We start from the raw sequence: 23,676 nt of genomic DNA, 5'->3' as shown, positions 1-23,676 counted from the left end.
TTTATTGCAATTTCTAGAGCAAAGGAGTTATCAACAATTATGAAACTGACATTTAAACAAGATGCGATCCTAAACGGCATTAATATCGTACTGAAAGCAGTTCCCAGTAAAACAACCATGTCCATCCTGGAATGCATATTCATCGATGCCAGCGGATCAGAGATCAAACTGACTGCCAATGACATGGAGCTGGGAATTGAAACAAAGGTAGAAGGAACCATCCTGGAAAGAGGAAAAATCGCCCTTGAGGCAAAGCTGCTTTCAGAGATCGTAAGAAAACTCTCTTCTGCAGGAGATTCCCTTGTTACTATTGAAAGTGATGAAAAGCTTACCACCACGATTTCCTGTGAAAACTCTGTATTCCATATCCAGGGTCGGGATGGGGAGGAATTTGCTTATCTTCCGTATATTGAACGGGATCATTATATCTGTCTCTCCCAGTTCTCATTAAAGGAAGTGATCCGCCAGACTATTTTCTCTATTGCTCCCAATGACAGCAATAAGATGATGACTGGAGAGCTTTTCCAGGTGACCGGGAACCAGTTAAAAGTGGTTTCTCTGGATGGTCACAGGATTTCCATCCGAAATATTGAATTAAAAGATACTTATCATGATATAAAAGTCATAGTTCCTGGCAAGACTTTAAATGAAGTCAGTAAGATCCTGGGCGGAGACAATGAAAAGGAAGTGCTTATATTCTTCAGCACCAACCACATTTTATTCGAATTTGATGATACCATCGTTGTATCCCGCTTAATTGAAGGAGAATATTTCCGGATTGATCAGATGCTTTCCAGTGATTATGAGACAAAGACTGCAGTAAATAAAAGAGAGCTTTTGGACTGTCTTGACCGGGCAACCATCCTGGTGAGAGAAAATGATAAAAAGCCCCTGATCATGAATATTGAGGATCAGGAAATGCAGCTTAAGATGAATTCCAGCTTTGGATCCATGAATGCCGAAGTTCCGATTCATAAAACAGGTAGTGACATCATGATCGGCTTTAATCCAAAGTTCCTGATCGATGCCTTAAGAATTATTGATGACGAAGAAGTAACCATTTACATGCTGAATCCCAAATCCCCCTGCTTTATTAGGGATGAAGAAGGAAAATATATTTACCTGATCCTTCCTGTCAACTTTAACGCGGCAGCTGTTTAAACTGGGATCAGCCATTTATGCCCAATAAACATGGGCATTAGAGAGGAAATTATGGAGACTATCAAGTTAAGGGAAGAATATATCAAACTGGGACAAGCCTTAAAGGCTGCTGGTATGGTTGGATCAGGGGTTGACGCCAAATTTGTCATAGAGGATGGTCTTGTGCAAGTCAATGGCCAGGTAGAATACCAGAGAGGAAAGAAATTAAGAGCTGGAGACGTAGTCACATTTGATGGCAATACCATTAAAATCGAGGAATAACACCATCCATGATCATTGAATCGATAGAGCTTAAGAATTACCGCAACTATGATGAATTACATATGGATTTTAGTCATGGAACCAATATACTCTATGGGGACAATGCCCAGGGGAAAACAAATGTCTTAGAAGCAATCTATGTCTGTGCTACGACAAAATCCCACAGAGGGAGCAAGGATAAGGAAATCATACAGTTTGACAGGGATGAGTCGCATATCAAGCTAAACATCAGAAAGAAAGATATTCCATACCGTATTGACATGCATTTGAAAAAGAATAAAGCCAAAGGCGTGGCAGTAAATGGCGTTCCCATAAGGAAGGCCAGTGAATTGTTTGGAATCGTCAATGTTGTATTTTTTTCTCCCGAGGACTTAAATCTCATAAAAAATGGGCCGGCAGAAAGGCGTCGGTTCGTTGATTTGGAATTATGTCAACTAAACAAGCTTTACGTCCATTCCCTTGTGCAGTATAACCGGATCGTGACGCAGCGCAATAAACTGTTGAAAGATATGGCTTTCCGGCCTGATTATGAAGAAACCCTGGATATCTGGGACATGCAGCTGGTCCAGTATGGAAAGGAAATGATTGGTTACCGGAAAGAATTTATAGAACAGCTGGATGGAATCATCGGTCCCATCCACCGGAAGCTTTCCGGAGAGAAGGAAACTCTGCGTATCCTTTATGAACCAAATGTAGAGGAGGATGCGTTTGAAGATGTCATTAGGCGAAGCAGGCAGCAGGATATCAAGCAGAAAACAACGCTTATCGGTCCCCACCGGGATGATTTAAGTTTCATCATTAACGGAATCGACATTCGCCGGTTCGGTTCCCAGGGGCAGCAGAGGACAGCGGCTTTGTCCTTAAAGCTTGCAGAAATAGAACTGGTAGAAAAAACAGTATATGATTACCCCATCCTTTTACTGGATGATGTATTATCAGAGCTGGACAGCAGCAGACAAAATCAATTACTTGCAGGAATCAATCATATACAGACCGTGATCACCTGTACGGGGCTGGAGGAATTTGTAAGAAACCGGTTTCCCGTAGATAAGATATACCGGGTGGTAAGCGGTACCGTAGGCAGTGAAAATTAATTCAGGAGGAAGCGTGCAAATATGAGTCAAGAATATGGTGCAGATCAAATCCAGATATTAGAGGGTCTTGAAGCAGTAAGAAAAAGACCTGGTATGTATATCGGCAGTACATCCACAAGGGGACTTCATCATCTGGTTTACGAGATCGTGGACAATGCGGTGGATGAAGCTCTGGCAGGATATTGCGACAGCATAGAGGTAATTGTCCATCCTGACAATTCCATAACAGTCGTGGATGACGGACGAGGAATTCCCGTAGGAATCCAGAAAAAGGCAGGAATTCCGGCAGTAGAGGTGGCTTTTACCATCCTTCATGCCGGCGGCAAATTTGGCGGCGGGGGATATAAGGTTTCCGGCGGTCTTCACGGCGTGGGCGCTTCTGTGGTAAATGCTCTTTCCCAGTGGCTTGAGGTGGAAATCCGCCAGGAAGGAAAGATCTATAAACAGCGTTATGAAAAGGGAAAGACCATGTATCCATTAAAGGTCATTGGAGATTGCAGCCAGGATGAGCATGGAACAAAGGTTACCTTCCTTCCCGATGATGATATTTTTGAGGAAACGGTCTATGATTATGATACTTTAAAGATCCGTCTCCGTGAAACCGCATTTTTAACCAAAAACTTAAAGATTATCCTGAGAGATGAGAGAGAGGATAAGCATGAGCACGTGTTCCACTATGAAGGTGGTATCAAAGAGTTTGTCACCTATTTAAACAAGGGGAAAACCTCTCTTTATGATCAGGTGTTTTACTGTGAAGGGACAAAGGATGGCGTCTATGTTGAGGTCGCCATGCAGCATAATGATTCTTATACAGAAAATATCTACAGCTTTGTTAATAACATTAATACTCCGGAAGGAGGAACCCATCTGGCAGGCTTTAAGAGTGCTCTGACAACCACCTTAAATGATTATGCCAGAAAGAACAAGCTGTTAAAGGAAAATGAAACCAACCTATCCGGTGAGGACATCAGAGAAGGTTTGACAGCCATTATAAGCGTCAAGATTGAGGAACCTCAGTTTGAAGGCCAGACAAAGCAGAAATTAGGAAACAGCGAGGCAAGAGGAGCGGTGGACAATCTCTTAAGGGAACAGTTCACTTATTATTTAGAGCAGAATCCAAGCCTTTCAAAAACCATCTGTGATAAATCCATCCTGGCCCAGCGGGCAAGAGCTGCAGCAAGAAAGGCCAGGGATTTGACCAGGAGAAAGACCGCCCTTGAGGGGATGGCCCTTCCTGGAAAGCTTGCGGACTGTTCCGATAAAAATCCGGAAAACTGTGAGATCTACATCGTAGAGGGAGATAGTGCCGGAGGGTCTGCAAAGACGGCCCGTTCCAGGAATACCCAGGCCATCCTTCCCCTGCGTGGAAAGATATTAAACGTTGAGAAGGCAAGGCTTGATAAAATCTATGCCAATGCGGAAATTAAAGCTATGATTACCGCATTTGGATCAGGAATCCATGAAGATTTTGACATAAGCAAATTAAGATATCATAAAATCATCATCATGACCGATGCCGATGTGGATGGTGCTCATATCAGCACCTTGCTGCTCACCTTTTTATACCGCTTTATGCCGGAGCTTATCCGGGAGGGCTATGTATATCTGGCACAGCCCCCATTATACAAGGTGGAAAAAAATAAAAAGGTTTGGTATGCCTACAGCGATGAAGAGCTTAATTCCATCTTAAAGGAAATCGGCCGTGACAACAACAATAAGATCCAGCGTTATAAAGGTCTTGGAGAGATGGACGCAGAACAGCTTTGGGAAACCACCATGGACCCGGAACGAAGAGTCCTTCTGCGAGTCGTCATGAATGAGGACACCACATCCGAAATGGATTTAACCTTTACCACCTTAATGGGCGATCAGGTAGAGCCAAGACGTGAATTTATCGAAGCCAACGCCAAATACGTACAGAATCTTGATGTTTAATTGGAGGAAATAAAATGGAACCAAATATCTTTGATAAAGTTCATGATGTGGACCTAAAAAAGACCATGGAAAAATCGTATATCGATTATGCCATGAGCGTCATTGTTTCCAGAGCCCTGCCTGATGTAAGAGACGGTTTGAAGCCGGTTCAGCGTAGAGTCCTGTATTCCATGATCGAGCTCAACAACGGTCCGGATAAGCCACACCGTAAATGTGCCCGTATCGTCGGTGACACCATGGGTAAATACCATCCTCATGGAGACAGCTCCATTTATGGAGCCTTGGTGAATTTGGCACAGGAGTGGTCTACCAGATATCCGTTGGTGGATGGCCATGGAAACTTCGGTTCTGTGGATGGAGACGGCGCGGCTGCCATGCGATATACAGAAGCCCGCTTAAGTAAGATTTCCATGGAGATGCTTGCGGATATCAACAAAGATACCGTTGATTTCAGCCCTAACTTTGATGAGACAGAGAGGGAGCCGGATGTTCTTCCGGCCCGTTATCCCAATCTTCTGGTAAATGGTACCTCAGGCATTGCCGTTGGTATGGCTACCAACATCCCTCCTCACAACTTGAGAGAGGTCATTAATGCGGTCGTTCATATTATTGATAACCAGGTGGAAGAAAACAGAGAAACCACCATGGAAGAAATCCTGGAGATCATCAAAGGACCTGACTTCCCAACCGGAGCAACCATCCTCGGAAAACGGGGAATTGAAGAAGCATACCGGACAGGAAGAGGAAAAATCCGTGTCAGGGGTGTCAGCGATATTGAGGCTATGGCAAACGGAAAAAGCCGGATTATTGTTACCGAGCTTCCATACATGGTCAATAAGGCCCGTCTCATTGAAAAAATCGCAGAACTTGTAAAGGATAAGAAAATAGACGGCATTACCGACTTACGAGATGAGTCTGACCGTACCGGTATGAGGATCTGTATTGAGCTCCGCCGGGATGCCAATGCCAATGTAATACTTAATCAATTGATCAAGCATACCCAGCTTCAGGATACCTTTGGCGTGATCATGATTGCTCTTGTTAAAAACAGTTCCGGCGTTCTGGAACCAAAGGTCTTAAACATCCTTCAGATGTTAAATTATTATCTGGATCATCAGAAGGAAGTGGTAACCAGAAGAATCCGCTACGATTTAAATAAGGCGGAAGAAAGAGCCCACATTTTGCAAGGCTTGCTCATTGCCCTGGATAATATTGATGAAGTCATCCGAATCATCCGTGGGTCCGCAAATGTCCAGTTAGCTAAGGCAGAACTCATGAGCCGTTTCGGCTTAAGTGATGTCCAGTCTCAGGCAATCGTGGATATGCGTTTGAGAGCTCTTACCGGTCTGGAAAGAGAAAAGCTTGAGAATGAATACAGGGAACTGCAAGAAAGAATTGCAGAATTAAAAGCCATCCTTGCCGATGAGAAAAAGCTTTTAGCAGTGATCAAGGAGGAAATAACCATCATTTCCGCAAAGTACGGTGATGACAGAAGAACCTCCATCGGATTTGACGAATTCGATATGTCCATGGAAGACTTAATTCCTGATGAAAGCACCATCGTTGCTATGACAAAACTGGGATACATTAAGAGGATGTCTGTAGACAACTTCAAGAACCAGAACCGAGGCGGCAGGGGAATCAAGGGAATGCAGACCATTGATCAGGATTACATCGAGGATCTGATGATGACAACAACTCATCATTACCTGATGTTCTTTACCAATACAGGCCGTGTTTACCGGTTAAAAACCTATATGATTCCGGAAGGAAGCAGAACCTCCAGAGGAACTGCCATTGTAAACCTTTTGCAGATGCTTCCGGGTGAGAGCATTACGGCTATCATTCCTATGAAGGAATATGACGATGACAAGTTCTTATTCATGGCAACCAAGAACGGAATGGTAAAGAAGACACCAATGATGGAATATGCCAATGTTCGTAAGAACGGTCTCCAGGCCATTGTCCTTCGGGAAAATGATGAACTGATTGAGGTTAAGGCAACCGACAATACGAAGGATATCTTCCTGGTTACTAAAAAGGGCCAGTGCATCCGGTTCCATGAAAAGGATGTCCGTATCACAGGCCGTGTATCTATGGGTGTTATAGGTATGAAGCTCAATGATGACGATGATGTTGTTGGCATGCAGATGGAGTCCCAGGGACCAAAGCTTTTGATTGTATCTGCCAACGGTATGGGCAAGCGTACCCCTATTGAAGAATTTACTCCTCAAAGGAGAGGCGGAAAGGGCGTTCTGTGTTATAAAATAACAGAAAAGACCGGTGATATCGTAGGAGCCAAGCTCGTTGAGGATGACCACGATCTCCTTTTAATCACAACGGAAGGTATCGTGATCCGTATTTCTGTCAATGATATTTCTGTGATAGGCAGAAATACTTCCGGAGTGAAGTTAATGAATATTGATCAGGATTCTGATATAACCGTTGCCAGCATTGCTAAGGTACGGGATGACGGAAGCAAGTCCGACGGAGAAGGCCTGGAAGAATTGGATATCCAGGATGAAGAAATCACAGAAGAGATTACAGAAGAAATCGCTGAAAAGGATGATGCTTCGGAAGAGTAATAAAATTTTAACACCAATGATATTGTAATATTTAAATTTTTATATTATAATATCTACCATCAATAATTCAGTAAAAGACTTTGACTGCAGAAATATAATTTTACTGCATTCAAAGTCTTTTACTTATTGAAATTTAGCAGGAAAACCCTGCATGGACAAAACATGTCCTAAAAAAAAGGAGGAATACCAGCTTGGACAGTGACCCAGGCGCGGCGCAGATAGCCGCACAGATATTATTATTAATTGCTTTGACCTTAATGAATGCATTCTTCGCAGGAGCGGAAATGGCTGTTGTATCAGTCAACAAAAACAGAATCCGGATGCTGGCTGACAGCGGAAATAAGAAGGCAGCTCTGATTCAAAGGCTTTCTGAGGATTCAACCGGTTTTCTTTCAACCATCCAGGTAGCCATAACCTTTGCCGGGTTCTTTTCCAGTGCATCCGCTGCAACTGGAATATCACAGGTATTGGGAGAAAAGATGCTGACTTTGGGAATTCCCTACAGCAGGAGTATTGCCATGGTGACAGTAACCATTATCCTGTCTTACTTTAACCTGGTATTTGGAGAACTGGTACCGAAACGGATTGCATTGCAAAAGGCGGAATGGTTCAGCTTATTCGCTGTACGCCCTATTTACTTCGTATCAAAAGTCATGGCTCCGTTCATAAGGTTGCTTTCTAAGTCAACCAATGGAATCTTAAAGCTTTTTGGTATGAAAACGGAAAATCTGGAGGAAGAAATTTCTGAGGAAGAGATTCGTTCTATGCTCCAACTGGGGCGTGAAAGCGGAGTGTTCAATAAAATCGAAGAGGATATGATTACTTCTATTTTTCTCTTTGATGATAAAAGAGCCAGAGAAATCATGATTCCCAGACAGGATATGGTGGCAGTGGATATTAAAAAGCCCATGGAGCTCGTCCTTAATGAGATACTGGACAGCAGGCATTCCAGAATTCCGGTTTATGAAGAAGAAATTGATAATATTATCGGTATTTTATCCATGAAGGATTTTATCATAGAAATGAATAAGTATGATCAGGCGGGTATTGATATCCGAACCATCATGCAGAAGCCTTTTTTTATACCGGAAAATAAAAAGACAGATGATTTATTTCTGGAAATGAAAAAAAGTAAAACCAAAATGGCCATCCTGGTGGATGAATACGGAGGAGTTTCCGGTCTTATCACCATGGAGGATTTAATAGAAGAAATTGTAGGAGATATCCCGGATGAATATGATGATTGGGAGCCGGAACTGATTGAAGTGGAACCGCATGTTTATAAAGTGGCAGGAAGCATATCCCTGTATGATTTAGATGAGGTGCTTCATGAGGAAATAGAAAGTTCCTGTGATACATTGTCAGGATATCTGATAGAAATACTTGGTTTTATTCCAAATAAATCTCAGCTTCCGTTGGAATTGGAGGATGAAAAGAATTACTATTCCATTTTAGAAATGGATGATAAAGTAATTAAGAGTGTTATTATCCGTATAAAGGAAAAATAATTTAAGATAATCCATAAAAAAGTTGTCCAGCATAAAAAGCCTGGACAACTTTTTTGTGGTCTGTTATGAAATTCGGTACTAGAACGTTACTTCCAGGTTATCGGTCAGCATTTGAATGAAGGTTTCATGGTCTTTGACCTGAATCAATTTTTTAATGAATTCCCTGTCAGTGAGCATCATGGTGAGAGGCTCAAAGATTTCATTGAAAATGTAGCGGTCATTCTTATTAAAGCACATCATGATAATTAGGAAAACGGGTTTTCCATTCCATGAGACAGGAGAGTCCGAAATCAATATATTCAGTCCTGTCTTATCTGCATGCATTTTCATTGCATGAGGGATTGCAAAATCATGAAAGGCAGTGGAAGAAAGTTTTTCACGCATGTAGATATCTTCCCGGAATGTTTCGTTTACATAACCTAGACGATGCATTTTACCGGCTAGATATTCGATTGCATCCCCCTCTGTTTTCAAGTCATTTCTTCTTTCAAAGAATTCAGGGATAATCAGCTGCTCCAAATAATTTTTAAAGGTTGATTTCCTTTTATTGATTCTCACGGATGTAATTTTATTTCTAATCACAGAAATGTCCTTATCTGTAAAGAACATTCCGATATGGACGATGTCCACCCCATAAAAGCCATGAAGAGGTACCGTTGACATGATAAAATCGCATTTAGGAACCTGTTCTAAAGCCGTATCATCCGTTATGATGTTGGTTATCAGCATTTCACAGGAAAAGTGCTGATTGATGGTATCTGTCAGACGAATATTTAAATCATAATAGTTCGGGCAGTATAAAATAGCAGTTACTTTTTTATTAAGACTTTTTTGTGCTTCCAGCGTACTTCCCAAATGAAAAGTGATATAAGCAATTTCATCATCGTTTATGATAATTCCTGTACGGTCTTTGATGATACCAGATAAATATACGGAGACGTCATAAATTAAAGGACAGGAAGTTTTAATTTCGTCTGTTAAAGGATTTTTTGAAAACTGCTGGTTCTTTGATCTTTGAAGTAAATTTCTAATGTGAATGGCAAAGCGAATCAGAAATTCAGGTTCCGATAAATCAATATAGTAATAAGCATTTACTGACTGGATCATCTCTTCCACCAGGTCAAAGCATTCCTTGCCAATAAAGTCCTCCAGATTTGCAGTGGTTATGCTTTTATAATCAATGGTGGTGGCCCTGGAAATCAGCAGCAGGGCAAGTTCATAAATCTCAGCCTCACTATATGTGATATGAAAATGATTCTCCAATTCTTTCGTGACCTGGCTTGCCAGTTCATATTCATGAAGCCGTATCTGAGCCAGTTCCTTAACATCCTGAGTATTAATGTTATGATTTTTAATTCTATCAATGGCTATGGCAATGTGCAGGACTATATTGATCAGAGAATAATCGTTAACAAAATATTGGTATTTATCAAAAATATTCAGCAATGTATTTTTTATATATTCAATTTCAATATCTGGAAAAACATGTTGAATTGTTTTTAAACTTACAAAGTTAATGTTGGACTCATCGTATAGAATAGAACTGAGCAAACGCCGTTTGTTCTTTTCCAGACCATCAATAGACAAATTGTCCTTTTGATTTAAAAGCTTTAAATCAAACTGGCTCAGCTTCTTTTTTACAGCTCCCAGTTCATTTTTTAAAGTGGAGTAGCTGATGTATATGGTATCGCACAAGTCATATGCATCAATGCCGTCTTCCTGTTTTATCAAAAGGTTGATAATATAAACCATTCTTTCCTGGGAAGACTGTGGGATGTGAGTGCCGGAGTCATTTAGTATTTTTCTTCCGGCCTCTGCTTTTATCGTATACCCCTTCCTGGAAGAAAGAATGGTCTGAGGATGGTTGTCATTGATTTCTGAAATGTAATTTTTTATACTTCGCTCCGATACCCCCATTTCAGCAGCTAAAGCAGAAGCAGTCATATCGTTTGTGTGCATCAGCAAGATACGAATCAATTTTAATAGTTTTTGCCCCATAGTAAAAATCCTCCTTCTGTCTATTATAAGAGTCTGGAAAGGATTTTTCCACCAAAGTTTTGCACGCTCCATGTGCAAATGTCTGGTGGAATTATAAGTGGAATAAAGTCATAATGAATACATCAAGTACATTGTGAAAGCAAAATGATGTTTTCATGATCTCATAAATCTTATTATACAGATAAAGGAGGATTTTATTTATGTTAAATGTTTTATTGGTTTGCGGATCTGGTGCAAGTTCCGGATTTATGGCAGCTAATATAAGAAAGGCAGCGGCAGCCAAAAAAATGGAGGTTAATATTAAGGCCAGAGGAGAAAGTGAAATAGAAAACTATATTGATGAAATTGATGCCCTGATGGTAGGACCTCACCTGGCTTATATCATGGATGAAATTGAAGAATATACAGGTGGAAAGGCTGTTAAAGTCATCTTAATGAAGCCGGAGTATTATTCCACATTAAATGGGGATATGGCATTGGAGCATTTATTGAGTGAAATGGGCTGAGTGAATAAGGAGGAGGAGAAGGATGAAACAGTTAATTCATTGGTTAGAGCATAGTTTCGCACCAAAGATGAACAAAATTAATAACAATGTATGGGTTACCACTTTAAAAGATTCTATTATGCAGGTGCTTCCGTTTATTTTGTTAGGATCAATATTCTGCTTTTTAACTGTCCCTGGAGAAGTATTTGGCTGGGAATGGTGGCCGAATTTCTGGACTCCGTTTGGCTGGACAATGGGGCTGCTATCATTATTTGTAGCATTTTTAATACCATTTAACTTAATGGAAAAGAAACGTCTGCGCAGACAGAGAATTATTGCAGCGCTTTCCGGTGTAGTAGCATTTTTAATTATTATTTCTCCTCAGGTGATCAAGGATGGGCAAGCTGGGTTCCAGCATGCATCTTTAGGAGCCGGAGGTATGTTTGTAGCGATTACAGCAGGTGCTTTTACAGGGTTTATAATGGGGATTTTCGGAAAGTTCTCATTTTTTAAAGAGGATTCCGTTATACCTGATTTTGTAAGGGCCTGGTTTGATTTAATGCTGCCGGCTGGTATCATCGTTTGTTCTCTTTGGATTTTGGTAGATTTACTAGGGATTGATCTTTATAATATCTTACTGTCATTATTTATGCCGATCTCCAATGTTATGCAGACTCCCTGGGGATTTGTACTTTCTCTTTTGCTTGTTTGTTTTTTATATTCTCTGGGAATTTCAAGCTGGGTTCTTACCCCAGTTTACAAACCGGCGATGCTCATGGCAATTACCGCCAACGTTACTATGGCAGCGGCCGGAACGGCCAATCATGAGACATTGAACCTGGTCACTGATCCTACGGTATACTCTGCATATTTATGGATCGGTGGAATCGGCTGCACATTGCCGTTAGTTATTATGCTCATATTTGCAAAGAGCAATAAATTGAGAGCACTGGGACGTGCCTGTTTTGTACCTGCAATATTTAATATTAATGAGCCGGTCGTATTCGGATGCATTGCATGGAATCCAATTATGATGATTCCCATGTGGTTGATGGGTATCGTACTTCCTACGGTAGTCTGGATCTTTACAAAGGTAATTCCATTTGCACCGATTCCTACCAGAGTATTTGATATGTGGTATTGTCCATTTCCTATTTCCACATGGCTGACAACAGGAAGTATCAAAGGCGTTATTTTAATGGCTGTCTGCGCATTGATTTCAACTGTCATATGGTATCCTTTTTTCCGTATCTATGACAGCCAGGAGACAGAAGCAGAGAAAAGAGCCGATGAAAAGAAATAAGTAATAAGAAGGGTGATAAAACATGGATGAAAAGACACTAGAATCTGCAATGAGCATTATTATGAATGCAGGAGACGCACGTTTACTGTGCAAAGAGGCATTAACAGCCATTGCCGATCAGGATTTTATTTTAGCCAATGAAAAAATGAAGGATGCGCAGAAGAAGATTACTGAGGCACACAGGATCCAGACAGATGCCATTCAGGGAGAAACCAGAGGAGAAAAAACAGAGTATTCATTGATTTTCGCCCATGCACAGGATACGTTAATGACCATATACAGTGAAATCAATATTGCAAAGCAAATGATCAAAATCTTCGAAAGTTGGGAAAAGCGTTTGAAACGCCTGGAAAATCAGGAATAGATTTATAAAATCGGGAAGGAAGGGAGAACATCATGAAGAGAGTACCAAAAGGTTTTCCATCAAATTTTATGTGGGGAGGCGCCGTAGCGGCAAATCAGCTGGAGGGCGCTTATGACCTGGACGGCAAAGGCCTATGCCTGGCAGATATTAACGAGTTTCAAAAAGATCTTCCCATTGAAAAGCGTTCCAATGGGGAAATAACCAGATCATATATAGAAGAAGCCTTACAAAGCAATGATAAAAATTTCCCCAAGAGGAGAGGCATTGATTTTTATCATACCTATCCTGAGGATATAAAAATGCTGGCTGAGCTGGGATTAAAAACATTCAGAACTTCCATTAACTGGGCCAGAATCTATCCAAATGGTGATGACAGACAGCCAAATGAGAAGGGACTTGAATTTTATGATAAATTATTTGATGAGATCATTAAAAACGGCATGGAACCAATGATCACCATTTCTCACTATGAGATGCCTCTTCACTTAACCACTGCATATAAAGGCTGGTACTCCAGAGAGACCATTGAGTTTTTCGTAAAGTATTGCAAAACAGTATTCGATAGGTATGCAGGTAAGGTAAAGTACTGGATTATTGTCAATCAAATTAATTTGATCGGTCATGAGTCCTTTAATCACCTTGGAGTCGCGGAAGACACGGTTGATGATCTCCGTTCTGCAAAATATCAGGCAGTCCACCATGAGATGGTGGCATGTGCCAGGGCTACAAAATATGCACATGAAAAATATCCTGAAATGCAGATCGGCATGATGCTGTGCGGCGGGCCGGAGTATGCTGCCTCATGCAAGTCTGAGGATGTGTTGGCAACATTGAAACACAATCAGATGGAGTATTTTTTTGCCGATGTATTGCTTCGGGGATATTATCCCGGCTATGCATACCGATTCTTTGAGGATTGGAATATTAAGCTTACATTTGAAGACAGTGATGAAGAGGATTTAAAAAATACGGCTGACTTTTTCTCATTTTCATATTATTATACTCAGATATGTTCAAAGGAGAGCTATGAGAAGGGAAATGAGGCATACAGGAACAAAGAGCTGCCGGCAAACCCGTGGGGATGGACCATCGATCCCATTGGACTACGAATCTTATTAAATGAATTTTATGACAGATATCAAAAGCCTATTTATATAACTGAAAATGGAGTGGGATATTACGATGAAGTAGAAAATGGAGAAATTCATGATTCCTACAGAGTGGACTATCTTCGGGCCCATATTGAACAGATGAAGGAAGCCATTCGCGACGGGGTAGACCTAAGAGGCTATTATGCATGGGGTCCGATCGATATTATTTCCTGCTCTTCCTGTGAAATGAGCAAACGTTATGGTTTTATTTATGTAGATTATGACGATTATGGAAATGGAACAGGAAAAAGAATCAAAAAGGACAGTTATGCATGGATGAAAAAAGTGATTGCATCGGGCGGCGAGGATCTGGCTTAACAGGAGGTGTTTTGTGAAGCAGTTTGAATTTGTAGTTCAGGATGCTATGGGGATTCATGCAAGGCCGGCAGCAGATATGGCTGCAGCAGCCAAGAAATTTTCCTCTCTTATCTTATTAAAGAAAGAAGAGATGGAGGTTGATCTAAAAAATCCACTAGCTATTATGAGATTAGCAGTCAAACATGAAGAACGGGTAACAATAACAGCCGCAGGAGAAGATGAAATCCGTGCAATTGAGCAGCTGAAAGATTTGATAGCAAACATTGGATTATCCTAAAACCGCTGAATTCCATGAAGGTAAGGAAGTACGCTTGACAATGATCCTGCAAATTGATAAAATATAAACTGAAACTATATCAATTACAGATCAAGGAAGTTCGATTTACCAAGTGGTGCATCGAACGGTTGATTTTCTAAGTTTAGTCGGTATGATGTTTGACTTCACTAAGAAAATTATATCTATGAAATAGGGGAATCATATGACAAGTGAGTTTGCAGTAGCGGTTCATGGAGTAGTTTATTTAAACCAGAGGAAGGTCACCATTTCCAGTGAGGAGCTGGCTTCCAATGTATGCACCAATCCTGCCCGGGTAAGAAAGGTGATGGCGAAATTAAAAAAAGCCGGAATCATCACAACGAAGGAAGGGCTGGAGGGCGGCTATCATTTTGCCAAAGATTCCTCTGAAGTAAACTTAAGAAGTATTTGTGAAGCTCTGGATGTTACCTTTGTATCTTCTTCCTGGAAATCCGGAAATGTAGATACTCCCTGTATGATTGCTTCCGGTATGTCCGGAGTTATGGATGAAATTTATGGGGATTTAAATGAACTTTGCAGAAGAAGAATGGAAGAGATCACGATAAAAGATATTCAGGAAAAATTAATCAGGAATCGTCTTGATTCTAAGGCATGATTTTCTTATTAAAAGAAAATCGGCCGCTTACTGAACCTTTCAGTGAATCAAGCTACCTTTAAGTAAGGCAGGGAATGATAAATCAAGCATCCCCTGCCTTATTTTGTGTTTGAACTTGATTTCACAATAAGAATCATTTATGATGAAATAAAATAAAGGTGCCTGCATGTCTGGAGGAATATATGATCAGAACAGTTAAAATTGAAGAAATAACGAAGAACGTAAAAGAAATGTGTATAGAAGCCAACCACGTACTCTCAAGTGATATGGAGAAGGTATTTCTTAAGGCGGTGGATGAAGAAACTTCCCCCCTGGGCAGACAGGTACTCTGCCAGCTGAAGGAAAACTTAAAAATAGCGGGAGAAGATATGATCCCCATTTGTCAGGATACTGGGATGGCAGTGATATTTGTAAAGATAGGACAGGACGTGCATATAGAAGGCGGCAACCTTACCGATGCAATCAATCAGGGAGTAAGAGAAGGATATGTAGAAGGGTATTTAAGAAAATCTGTCGTGGAGCCGGTGGAACGGATCAATACAAAAGATAATACCCCTGCAGTCATCCATTATGAAGTTGTGAGCGGAGATCAGTTAGATATTACAGTTGCCCCCAAAGGGTTTGGAAGTGAAAACATGAGCCGCATATTCATGTTAAAGCCCGCGGATGGATTGGAAGGCATCAAGGATTCCATATTAACTGCCGTTAAGGAAGCCGGTCCAAATGCATGTCCCCCCATGGTGGTTGGAGTGGGAATCGGCGGAACGTTTGAAAAATGTGCCCAATTAGCTAAGCAGGCTTTGACCAGGGATATTGAGAAACGATCTTCTGTTTCTTATGTAAAAGACTTAGAGTCAGAGATGCTTGAGAAAATAAACAAACTTGGAATCGGGCCCGGAGGTCTGGGAGGAAGGATCACCGCCCTGGCCGTAAATATTGAGACCTATCCGACTCATATAGCCGGACTGCCTGTAGCAGTTAATATCTGTTGTCATGTAAACCGACATGCACACAGAGTCATATAATGATGGGAGCAAAGAATGGAGGAAACCATGGATCATCACATAAAGGTACCGTTCAACAGGGAAGATGCAAAGAGCTTAAGTGCAGGAGATTATGTTTATCTGACTGGAACTATTTATACTGCCCGGGATGCCGCTCATAAAAGAATGAAAGAAGCATTGGACCAAAAGGGAAGTCTTCCCTTTGATATAAAAGGAAACATGATCTATTATATGGGACCATCCCCAGCCAGGGAAGGACGCCCCATCGGTTCCGCCGGACCGACAACGGCCAGCCGTATGGATAAATACACTCCCCTTCTTCTGGATATGGGTATGGGGGGAATGATAGGTAAAGGGAAAAGAAGCAAAGAAGTCATTGATGCTATTATAAGAAACGAGTCCGTTTATTTTGCAGCCGTGGGAGGAGCCGGGGCTCTTCTTTCTAAATGTATCCTTGCCTCTGAAGTAATTGCTTATGAAGATTTGGGAACAGAGGCCATAAGGCGTCTGGAAATCAAAGACTTTCCGGTGGTGGTTGTTATAGACAGCAAAGGAAACAATCTATATGAAACAGCCATAGAAAGATACAGGGAGGATTAAAAATATGAATCGTATCTTCTATATGGTAGTAAGAAATCTTTTTCGTGTTCCAGTATGGTTTTATCGTATATGGAGGATGGGACTTCCGAAGGATACCCACACTGATGAGCAGCGTTATGATTATCTCCGTCACGTAGTGAAAACAGTAAATAGAACAGGGCGCATTAAGGTCGAGGTCCAGGGGGTTGAGAACCTGCCTTCTGAAAATGGCTTCATCCTGTTTCCCAACCATCAGGGATTGTTTGACGTACTGGCTCTTATGGAAGCTTGTCCCAAACCTTTTAGTATAGTTGTTAAAAAAGAAGCCGCCAAACTTATTTTAGTAAAACAGGTAATCAAGGCACTGGATGGCTTTTCCATAGACCGCCAGGATATAAGGGCTTCCATGGAAATAATAACTAAGATGGCGGAACATGTGAAAATGGGAAAGAATTATGTGATCTTCCCGGAGGGAACCCGTAGCCGTGAAGGAAATAAACTGCTGACATTTAAGGGAGGAACCTTTAAAAGTGCCGTAAATGCCAAATGTCCCATTGTGCCGGTTGCACTGATTAATTGTTTTAAACCCTTTGATGAGAACTCTTCCAGAAAACAAACCGTGCAGATTTGTTTCTTAAAGCCGCTTTATGCAGAGGATTATCAGAAGATGAAAACCATTCAGATCGCGGAAATGGTACACGACAAAATACAGGATGAAATAAATCAAAAAATAGGTTGACAAGTCGAAATATATCTTGTATAATTGTCAATGCGTCTGGAAAAGTTTTTACTTGAAAGACCAATCATAAGGAAATTATGAACTACGGAGAAATACTCAAGAGGCCGAAGAGGCGCCCCTGCTAAGGGTGTAGGTCGGGCAACCGGCGCGAGGGTTCAAATCCCTCTTTCTCCGCTCATTTCCAAGTGATTATTTTTTACTTCTAGGCAGTGAAAAAAGTAGTTGACATAGAAATAAAGATGTGTTACTATATACCAGCTGTCGAAAAACAGTGAAAAAATAAAATAAAAAAAGTGTTGACAGAACAGAAACGCTGTGATAGAATAAATGAGTTGCTGTTAAGAAAGAAAAACAACACAAAGCACTTTGAAAACAGAAGATTGAACAGTATGTAAAACCCTGAAAATTCTAATAAAATAAGTCATGTTTGATGGCTTTGAATGAGAAAATTTCAGAACGAATACAAGTAATTGTATACGAACCAAACAACAAGTAAAACGGGAAATAAATTAGCTAGTTAGTTGATTTTGACCCCGGATTGAACACCATTTAATTTGAGAGTTCGATCCTGGCTCAGGATGAACGCTGGCGGCGTGCTTAACACATGCAAGTCGAGCGAAGCGATTCAAATGAAGTTTTCGGATGGATTTTGAACTGACTTAGCGGCGGACGGGTGAGTAACGCGTGGGTAACCTGCCTCATACAGGGGGATAACAGTTGGAAACGGCTGCTAATACCGCATAAGCACACAGTGCCGCATGGTACGGTGTGAAAAACTCCGGTGGTATGAGATGGACCCGCGTCTGATTAGGTAGTTGGTGAGGTAACGGCCCACCAAGCCGACGATCAGTAGCCGACCTGAGAGGGTGACCGGCCACATTGGGACTGAGACACGGCCCAAACTCCTACGGGAGGCAGCAGTGGGGAATATTGGACAATGGGGGAAACCCTGATCCAGCGACGCCGCGTGAGTGAAGAAGTATTTCGGTATGTAAAGCTCTATCAGCAGGGAAGAAAATGACGGTACCTGACTAAGAAGCCCCGGCTAACTACGTGCCAGCAGCCGCGGTAATACGTAGGGGGCAAGCGTTATCCGGATTTACTGGGTGTAAAGGGAGCGTAGACGGCACTGCAAGTCTGGAGTGAAAGCCCGGGGCTCAACCCCGGGACTGCTTTGGAAACTGTGGTGCTAGAGTGCAGGAGAGGTAAGTGGAATTCCTAGTGTAGCGGTGAAATGCGTAGATATTAGGAGGAACACCAGTGGCGAAGGCGGCTTACTGGACTGTAACTGACGTTGAGGCTCGAAAGCGTGGGGAGCAAACAGGATTAGATACCCTGGTAGTCCACGCCGTAAACGATGAATACTAGGTGTTGGGGAGCAAAGCTCTTCGGTGCCGCCGCTAACGCAATAAGTATTCCACCTGGGGAGTACGTTCGCAAGAATGAAACTCAAAGGAATTGACGGGGACCCGCACAAGCGGTGGAGCATGTGGTTTAATTCGAAGCAACGCGAAGAACCTTACCAAGTCTTGACATCGGAATGACCGGGATGTAACGATCCCTTCCCTTCGGGGCATTCCAGACAGGTGGTGCATGGTTGTCGTCAGCTCGTGTCGTGAGATGTTGGGTTAAGTCCCGCAACGAGCGCAACCCTTATCCTTAGTAGCCAGCAAGTCAAGTTGGGCACTCTGGGGAGACTGCCAGGGATAACCTGGAGGAAGGTGGGGATGACGTCAAATCATCATGCCCCTTATGATTTGGGCTACACACGTGCTACAATGGCGTAAACAAAGGGAAGCAAAGGAGCGATCTGGAGCAAACCCCAAAAATAACGTCTCAGTTCGGATTGTAGTCTGCAACTCGACTACATGAAGCTGGAATCGCTAGTAATCGCGGATCAGAATGCCGCGGTGAATACGTTCCCGGGTCTTGTACACACCGCCCGTCACACCATGGGAGTTGGTAACGCCCGAAGTCAGTGACCCAACCGTAAGGAGGGAGCTGCCGAAGGCGGGACTGATAACTGGGGTGAAGTCGTAACAAGGTAGCCGTATCGGAAGGTGCGGCTGGATCACCTCCTTTCTAAGGAAGAAGAAGTAAGGGTTTTATATACTGTTGAGTCTTAAGTTTTCAAAGAAGTAAAAAAAGAATATGGAAACACCAAGAAGACAAAAGATTTCTGGTGCCGATGCGCTTAGGGGAGACACCCGTTCCCATCCCGAACACGATGGTTAAGACTTAAGCGGCCGATGGTACTATGCTGGAGACGGCATGGGAGAGCAGGTGGGTGCCAGATTACTTTAAAAAAATTCACTCTAGCGAGTGTTTTATATAGAACGGACATGTTCCAATGGGCGGAGGGAAAAGCGAAGCCTGTGCTAAAGAATGTGTTAACCTGATTCAGCAGGGCAGTGCTGTTTTATATAGCTGGTTTTTACCAGTGATTCGTGGGTTCGAGCCTATCGAGCAAGCGAATGACTGATAAACTTCAGTCAGGTGATGCCAAAAGAAAGCATGTAATGTTTCTGATGACATCGTGTATGTACCTTGAAAACCACATATTGAAATATATCTAGATTAGTTTTTATATGTTAAGTATAAAAACAAAATCAAGACATCCGAGGTGTTACATCTAACGATGTAACCAAACAAAACTCGTTAAAGTAACCGTAACGTACGGTGAAATAACAAACCTAAGACCAGAGATACAACGCTATGTATCTTAGATAAGTAGCCCGCACCCGCAGGCGAACATCGAATTGGTTAAGCTAATAAGAGCGCAGGGTGGATGCCTTGGCACTAAGAGCCGATGAAAGACGTGATAAGCTGCGAAAAGCTTCGGGGAGGAGCAAATATCCTTTGATCCGGAGATATCTGAATGGGGAAACCCAACTGAGCAAACCTCAGTTGTCGTATGGTGAATACATAGCCATACGTCGGGAACCCGGGGAACTGAAACATCTAAGTACCCGGAGGAAAAGAAAGAAAACTCGATTTCCAAAGTAGCGGCGAGCGAAATGGAAGGAGCCTAAACCAGTATGCGTGCATACTGGGGTTATGGACTGCAATAAGTGAGACGATTTGTTACCAGAACGGTCCTGGAAAGACCGGCCATAGAAAGTGAAAGCCTTGTATGGGAAAGCAATAGTCAGCGAGCAGGATCCAAAGTACCACGAGACACGAGAAACCTTGTGGGAATTCGGGGGGACCACCCCCCAAGGCTAAATACTACTTAGTGACCGATAGCGCATAGTACTGTGAAGGAAAGGTGAAAAGGACCCCGGGAGGGGAGTGAAAAAGAACCTGAAACCCTGTGTTTACAAGCTGTGGAACCACGTTTAAGGTGGAACCGCGTACTTTTTGTAGAACGGTCCGGCGAGTTACCGTTACTGGCAAGGTTAAGCACTTAAGGTGTGGAGCCGAAGGGAAACCAAGTCTTAATAGGGCGAATGAGTCAGTAAAGGTAGACCCGAAACCGGGTGATCTACCCATGTCCAGGTTGAAGTTTCCGTAAAAGGAAATGGAGGACCGAACGCACATCCGTTGAAAAGGGTGGCGATGAGGTGTGGGTAGGGGAGAAATTCCAATCGAACCCGGAGATAGCTGGTTCTCCTCGAAATAGCTTTAGGGCTAGCCTCGTATTAGTCTGCCGGAGGTAGAGCACTGAATTTCCTAGGGGGCGTCAAAGCTTACCAAAGAATATCAAACTCCGAATGCCGGCCAGATGATGTACGGGAGTCAGACTGCACGAGATAAGTTGGGTAGTCAAAAGGGAAAGAGCCCAGACCACCAGCTAAGGTCCCAAAGTGCGTGTTAAGTGGAAAAGGATGTGGGATTTCACAGACAACTAGGATGTTGGCTTAGAAGCAGCCACACATTCAAAGAGTGCGTAATAGCTCACTAGTCGAGAGGTCCTGCGCCGAAAATGTCCGGGGCTAAAACACGACACCGAAGCTGTGGAATGTATCGTATGATACATTGGTAGAGGAGCATTCTTAACGCACAGAAGCATTACCGTAAGGAGATGTGGAGTGTTAAGAAGAGAGAATGCCGGAATGAGTAGCGAGATGGAGGTGAGAATCCTCCAGGCCGAATATCTAAGGTTTCCAGAGTAAAGCTGATCTGCTCTGGGTAAGTCGGGGCCTAAGGCGAGGTCGAAAGACGTAGTCGATGGACAACAGGTTGAAATTCCTGTACCGCATATTATCAGAACTGTGGGGACACAGAACCGAAGAAGAACCCGGGAATGAAAAGACCGGGGCAAGCACTGGACTGGCTGGAATGGCAAATCCACCCAGCAACAGGAAGGTGTGACGCGTACCGAACATAAGTAGGGAAGTCTTCGTAGGGGCTGTCAAGAAAAGCCGCTATTGTGTAATATGTGCCCGTACCGTAAACCGACACAGGTGGATGAGGAGAGAATCCTAAGGCCGGCGGGAGAAGCATTGTTAAGGAACTCGGCAAAATGACCCCGTAACTTCGGGATAAGGGGTGCCTGGGAAACCAGGCCGCAGAGAATAGGCTCAAGCAACTGTTTAGCAAAAACACAGGTCTATGCAAAACCGAAAGGTGAGGTATATGGGCTGACGCCTGCCCGGTGCTGGAAGGTTACGAGGAGGGGTTAGCGGCAACGCGAAGCTCTGAATTTAAGCCCCAGTAAACGGCGGCCGTAACTATAACGGTCCTAAGGTAGCGAAATTCCTTGTCGGGTAAGTTCCGACCCGCACGAAAGGCGTAATGATTTGAGCGCTGTCTCAACAATGCACCCGGTGAAATTGAAGTACCAGTGAAGATGCTGGTTACCTGCGCCAGGACGGAAAGACCCCATGGAGCTTTACTCCAGCTTGATACTGGGATTCGGTACTGCATGTACAGGATAGGTGGGAGGCAGAGAAGATAGGACGCCAGTCTTATCAGAGCCGATGTTGGGATACCACCCTTGCGGTATTGGATTTCTAACCTGCAGCCATGACCTGGCTGGGGGACAATGTCAGGCGGGGAGTTTGACTGGGGCGGTCGCCTCCGAAAGGGTATCGGAGGCGCTCAAAGGTTCCCTCAGAATGGACGGAAACCATTCGAAGAGTGCAAAGGCATAAGGGAGCTTGACTGCGACACCGACGGGTGGAGCAGGTAGGAAACTAGGACTTAGTGATCCGGTGGTATAAAGTGGGATTGCCATCGCTCAACGGATAAAAGCTACCCTGGGGATAACAGGCTTATCACTCCCAAGAGTTCACATCGACGGAGTGGTTTGGCACCTCGATGTCGGCTCATCGCATCCTGGGGCTGTAGTAGGTCCCAAGGGTTGGGCTGTTCGCCCATTAAAGCGGTACGCGAGCTGGGTTCAGAACGTCGTGAGACAGTTCGGTCCCTATCCGGCGTGGGCGTAGGATATTTGAGAGGAGCTGTCCTTAGTACGAGAGGACCGGGATGGACTGACCTCTGGTGTATCTGTTGGCTATCAAAGCCATGGCAGAGTAGCCAAGTCGGGAAGGGATAAACGCTGAAGGCATCTAAGCGTGAAGCCCCCCTCAAGATGAGATATCCCATCGCAAGAGTAAGACCCCTTGAAGACGACGAGGTAGATAGGGCAGAGGTGGAAGCATGGCAACATGTGCAGCTGACTGTCACTAATAGGTCGAGGGCTTAACCAGGTTGGTTTAGGTAAGAGGAAGAACGGATGAAGATAGATATGTAACAATGTGTGGTTTTGAGGGTATATGCAATAGCCTTCAAAAAGGTTTGGCCTGGTGGCTCAGCTGGTTAGAGCGCCGCCCTGTCACGGCGGAGGTCGTGGGTTCGAATCCCATCCGGGTCGTTTGTAAACTAAATTTGTATATGGGATCTTAGCTCAGCTGGGAGAGCATCTGCCTTACAAGCAGAGGGTCATAGGTTCGAGCCCTATAGGTCCCATTCAGTATGCAAAGCAACACGCATGAGAAGATTTGTGCCGATGTGGCTCAATTGGCAGAGCAGCTGATTTGTAATCAGCAGGTTATCGGTTCGAGTCCGATCATCGGCTTGCATCACTTTAATAAAATATGGATGGGTTCCCGAGTGGCCAAAGGGGGCAGACTGTAAATCTGTTGCGACACGCTTCGATGGTTCGAATCCATCTCCATCCATTTAGTGATTAAAATCTTAATCACTGCATATACTATAATTGAATAACGCGGGGTGGAGCAGTCTGGAAGCTCGTCGGGCTCATAACCCGAAGGTCGCAGGTTCAAATCCTGCCCCCGCAATTTTTTTTGACTAATTTTTCAAAAACGTGTACTAA

Annotated in this window: 16 protein-coding genes, 6 tRNA genes and 3 rRNA genes; 24 read left to right on the top strand and 1 reads right to left on the bottom strand. The window is 43.2% G+C overall.

The features are described from left to right. Positions 1 to 39: 39 nt before the first annotated feature. From dnaN to ACHZES_RS14415, 6 genes are all read left to right on the top strand, one after another. On the top strand, positions 40 to 1,161 hold the full coding sequence (gene dnaN, locus ACHZES_RS14440; RefSeq protein ID WP_038284565.1) for a DNA polymerase III subunit beta: 1,122 nt from the start codon (positions 40 to 42) through the stop codon (positions 1,159 to 1,161). Between the two features lie 51 nt (positions 1,162 to 1,212). Continuing rightward, positions 1,213 to 1,422, top strand: coding sequence for an RNA-binding S4 domain-containing protein (locus ACHZES_RS14435; RefSeq protein WP_038284563.1), 210 nt, complete (start codon positions 1,213 to 1,215; stop codon positions 1,420 to 1,422). A gap of 8 nt (positions 1,423 to 1,430) precedes the next feature. Next, positions 1,431 to 2,516, top strand: coding sequence for a DNA replication/repair protein RecF (recF, locus tag ACHZES_RS14430; protein WP_038284561.1), 1,086 nt, complete (start codon positions 1,431 to 1,433; stop codon positions 2,514 to 2,516). Between the two features lie 21 nt (positions 2,517 to 2,537). After that, positions 2,538 to 4,451, top strand: coding sequence for a DNA topoisomerase (ATP-hydrolyzing) subunit B (gene gyrB, locus ACHZES_RS14425; protein ID WP_038284559.1), 1,914 nt, complete (start codon positions 2,538 to 2,540; stop codon positions 4,449 to 4,451). A 14-nt stretch (positions 4,452 to 4,465) separates the two neighbouring features. Next, positions 4,466 to 7,036 carry a DNA gyrase subunit A gene (gyrA, locus tag ACHZES_RS14420; protein WP_395547277.1) on the top strand — a complete coding sequence of 857 codons (2,571 nt, stop codon included), beginning with the start codon at positions 4,466 to 4,468 and terminating at the stop codon, positions 7,034 to 7,036. A gap of 191 nt (positions 7,037 to 7,227) precedes the next feature. Next, on the top strand, positions 7,228 to 8,544 hold the full coding sequence (locus tag ACHZES_RS14415; protein WP_395547279.1) for a hemolysin family protein: 1,317 nt from the start codon (positions 7,228 to 7,230) through the stop codon (positions 8,542 to 8,544). A 78-nt stretch (positions 8,545 to 8,622) separates the two neighbouring features. On the opposite strand, the gene ACHZES_RS14410 is transcribed toward ACHZES_RS14415, so the two are convergent. After that, the gene (locus ACHZES_RS14410; RefSeq protein WP_395547281.1) at positions 8,623 to 10,542 is read right to left on the bottom strand and encodes a BglG family transcription antiterminator; all 1,920 of its coding nucleotides are present in this window, start codon (positions 10,540 to 10,542) and stop codon (positions 8,623 to 8,625) included. Between the two features lie 200 nt (positions 10,543 to 10,742). Here ACHZES_RS14410 and ACHZES_RS14405 point away from each other — a divergent pair, with 200 nt between their 5' ends. The 18 genes from ACHZES_RS14405 to ACHZES_RS14320 all read left to right on the top strand — a co-directional run bounded on the left by ACHZES_RS14405 (position 10,743) and on the right by ACHZES_RS14320 (position 23,641). Further along, positions 10,743 to 11,048, top strand: coding sequence for a PTS lactose transporter subunit IIB (locus ACHZES_RS14405; RefSeq protein ID WP_038285081.1), 306 nt, complete (start codon positions 10,743 to 10,745; stop codon positions 11,046 to 11,048). 22 nt (positions 11,049 to 11,070) lie between these two features. After that, positions 11,071 to 12,330, top strand: coding sequence for a PTS sugar transporter subunit IIC (locus tag ACHZES_RS14400; protein ID WP_154526278.1), 1,260 nt, complete (start codon positions 11,071 to 11,073; stop codon positions 12,328 to 12,330). 22 nt (positions 12,331 to 12,352) lie between these two features. Further along, a complete protein-coding gene (locus tag ACHZES_RS14395) occupies positions 12,353 to 12,694 on the top strand; it encodes a PTS lactose/cellobiose transporter subunit IIA (protein ID WP_038285086.1) in 342 nt (113 codons plus the stop codon). Positions 12,695 to 12,726: 32 nt separating this feature from the next. Next, positions 12,727 to 14,163: a glycoside hydrolase family 1 protein gene (locus tag ACHZES_RS14390; RefSeq protein ID WP_395547283.1), complete on the top strand. Its 1,437-nt coding sequence runs from the start codon at positions 12,727 to 12,729 to the stop codon at positions 14,161 to 14,163. Between the two features lie 13 nt (positions 14,164 to 14,176). Further along, positions 14,177 to 14,440, top strand: a complete 264-nt coding sequence (locus tag ACHZES_RS14385; protein WP_038285091.1) for an HPr family phosphocarrier protein — start codon at positions 14,177 to 14,179, stop codon at positions 14,438 to 14,440. A gap of 202 nt (positions 14,441 to 14,642) precedes the next feature. Then, on the top strand, positions 14,643 to 15,074 hold the full coding sequence (locus tag ACHZES_RS14380; RefSeq protein WP_038285094.1) for an Rrf2 family transcriptional regulator: 432 nt from the start codon (positions 14,643 to 14,645) through the stop codon (positions 15,072 to 15,074). 182 nt (positions 15,075 to 15,256) lie between these two features. After that, positions 15,257 to 16,099, top strand: coding sequence for a fumarate hydratase (locus tag ACHZES_RS14375; protein WP_038285095.1), 843 nt, complete (start codon positions 15,257 to 15,259; stop codon positions 16,097 to 16,099). Positions 16,100 to 16,126: 27 nt separating this feature from the next. Further along, positions 16,127 to 16,678 (top strand): Fe-S-containing hydro-lyase, encoded by a 552-nt coding sequence (locus tag ACHZES_RS14370; RefSeq protein ID WP_395547285.1) that lies wholly within the window; start codon positions 16,127 to 16,129, stop codon positions 16,676 to 16,678. Between the two features lie 4 nt (positions 16,679 to 16,682). Then, positions 16,683 to 17,396: a lysophospholipid acyltransferase family protein gene (locus tag ACHZES_RS14365; RefSeq protein ID WP_395547286.1), complete on the top strand. Its 714-nt coding sequence runs from the start codon at positions 16,683 to 16,685 to the stop codon at positions 17,394 to 17,396. 86 nt (positions 17,397 to 17,482) lie between these two features. Next, positions 17,483 to 17,570: transfer RNA gene (locus tag ACHZES_RS14360), tRNA-Ser, on the top strand. Positions 17,571 to 17,946: 376 nt separating this feature from the next. Beyond that, a 16S ribosomal RNA gene (locus ACHZES_RS14355) occupies positions 17,947 to 19,478 on the top strand. A gap of 96 nt (positions 19,479 to 19,574) precedes the next feature. Next, positions 19,575 to 19,692, top strand: a 5S ribosomal RNA gene (gene rrf, locus ACHZES_RS14350). Positions 19,693 to 20,157: 465 nt separating this feature from the next. Next, positions 20,158 to 23,050: ribosomal RNA gene (locus ACHZES_RS14345) — 23S ribosomal RNA — on the top strand. Together the 16S, 23S and 5S rRNA genes with 6 tRNA genes alongside form the textbook arrangement of a ribosomal RNA operon. A 90-nt stretch (positions 23,051 to 23,140) precedes the next feature. After that, a tRNA-Asp gene (locus ACHZES_RS14340) sits at positions 23,141 to 23,214 on the top strand. Between the two features lie 22 nt (positions 23,215 to 23,236). Continuing rightward, positions 23,237 to 23,309, top strand: a tRNA-Val gene (locus ACHZES_RS14335). Positions 23,310 to 23,345: 36 nt separating this feature from the next. Further along, positions 23,346 to 23,418, top strand: a tRNA-Thr gene (locus tag ACHZES_RS14330). A gap of 21 nt (positions 23,419 to 23,439) precedes the next feature. Continuing rightward, a tRNA-Tyr gene (locus tag ACHZES_RS14325) sits at positions 23,440 to 23,521 on the top strand. Between the two features lie 46 nt (positions 23,522 to 23,567). Beyond that, positions 23,568 to 23,641, top strand: a tRNA-Met gene (locus ACHZES_RS14320). The last annotated feature ends 35 nt before the right edge of the window (positions 23,642 to 23,676 follow it).

This window comes from Lacrimispora sanguinis (assembly GCF_044987295.1).
GTDB lineage: Bacteria > Bacillota > Clostridia > Lachnospirales > Lachnospiraceae > Lacrimispora > Lacrimispora celerecrescens_B.
The sequence above is the reverse complement of the archived record's forward strand: the minus strand, read 5'-3'. Positions and strand labels throughout refer to the sequence as shown.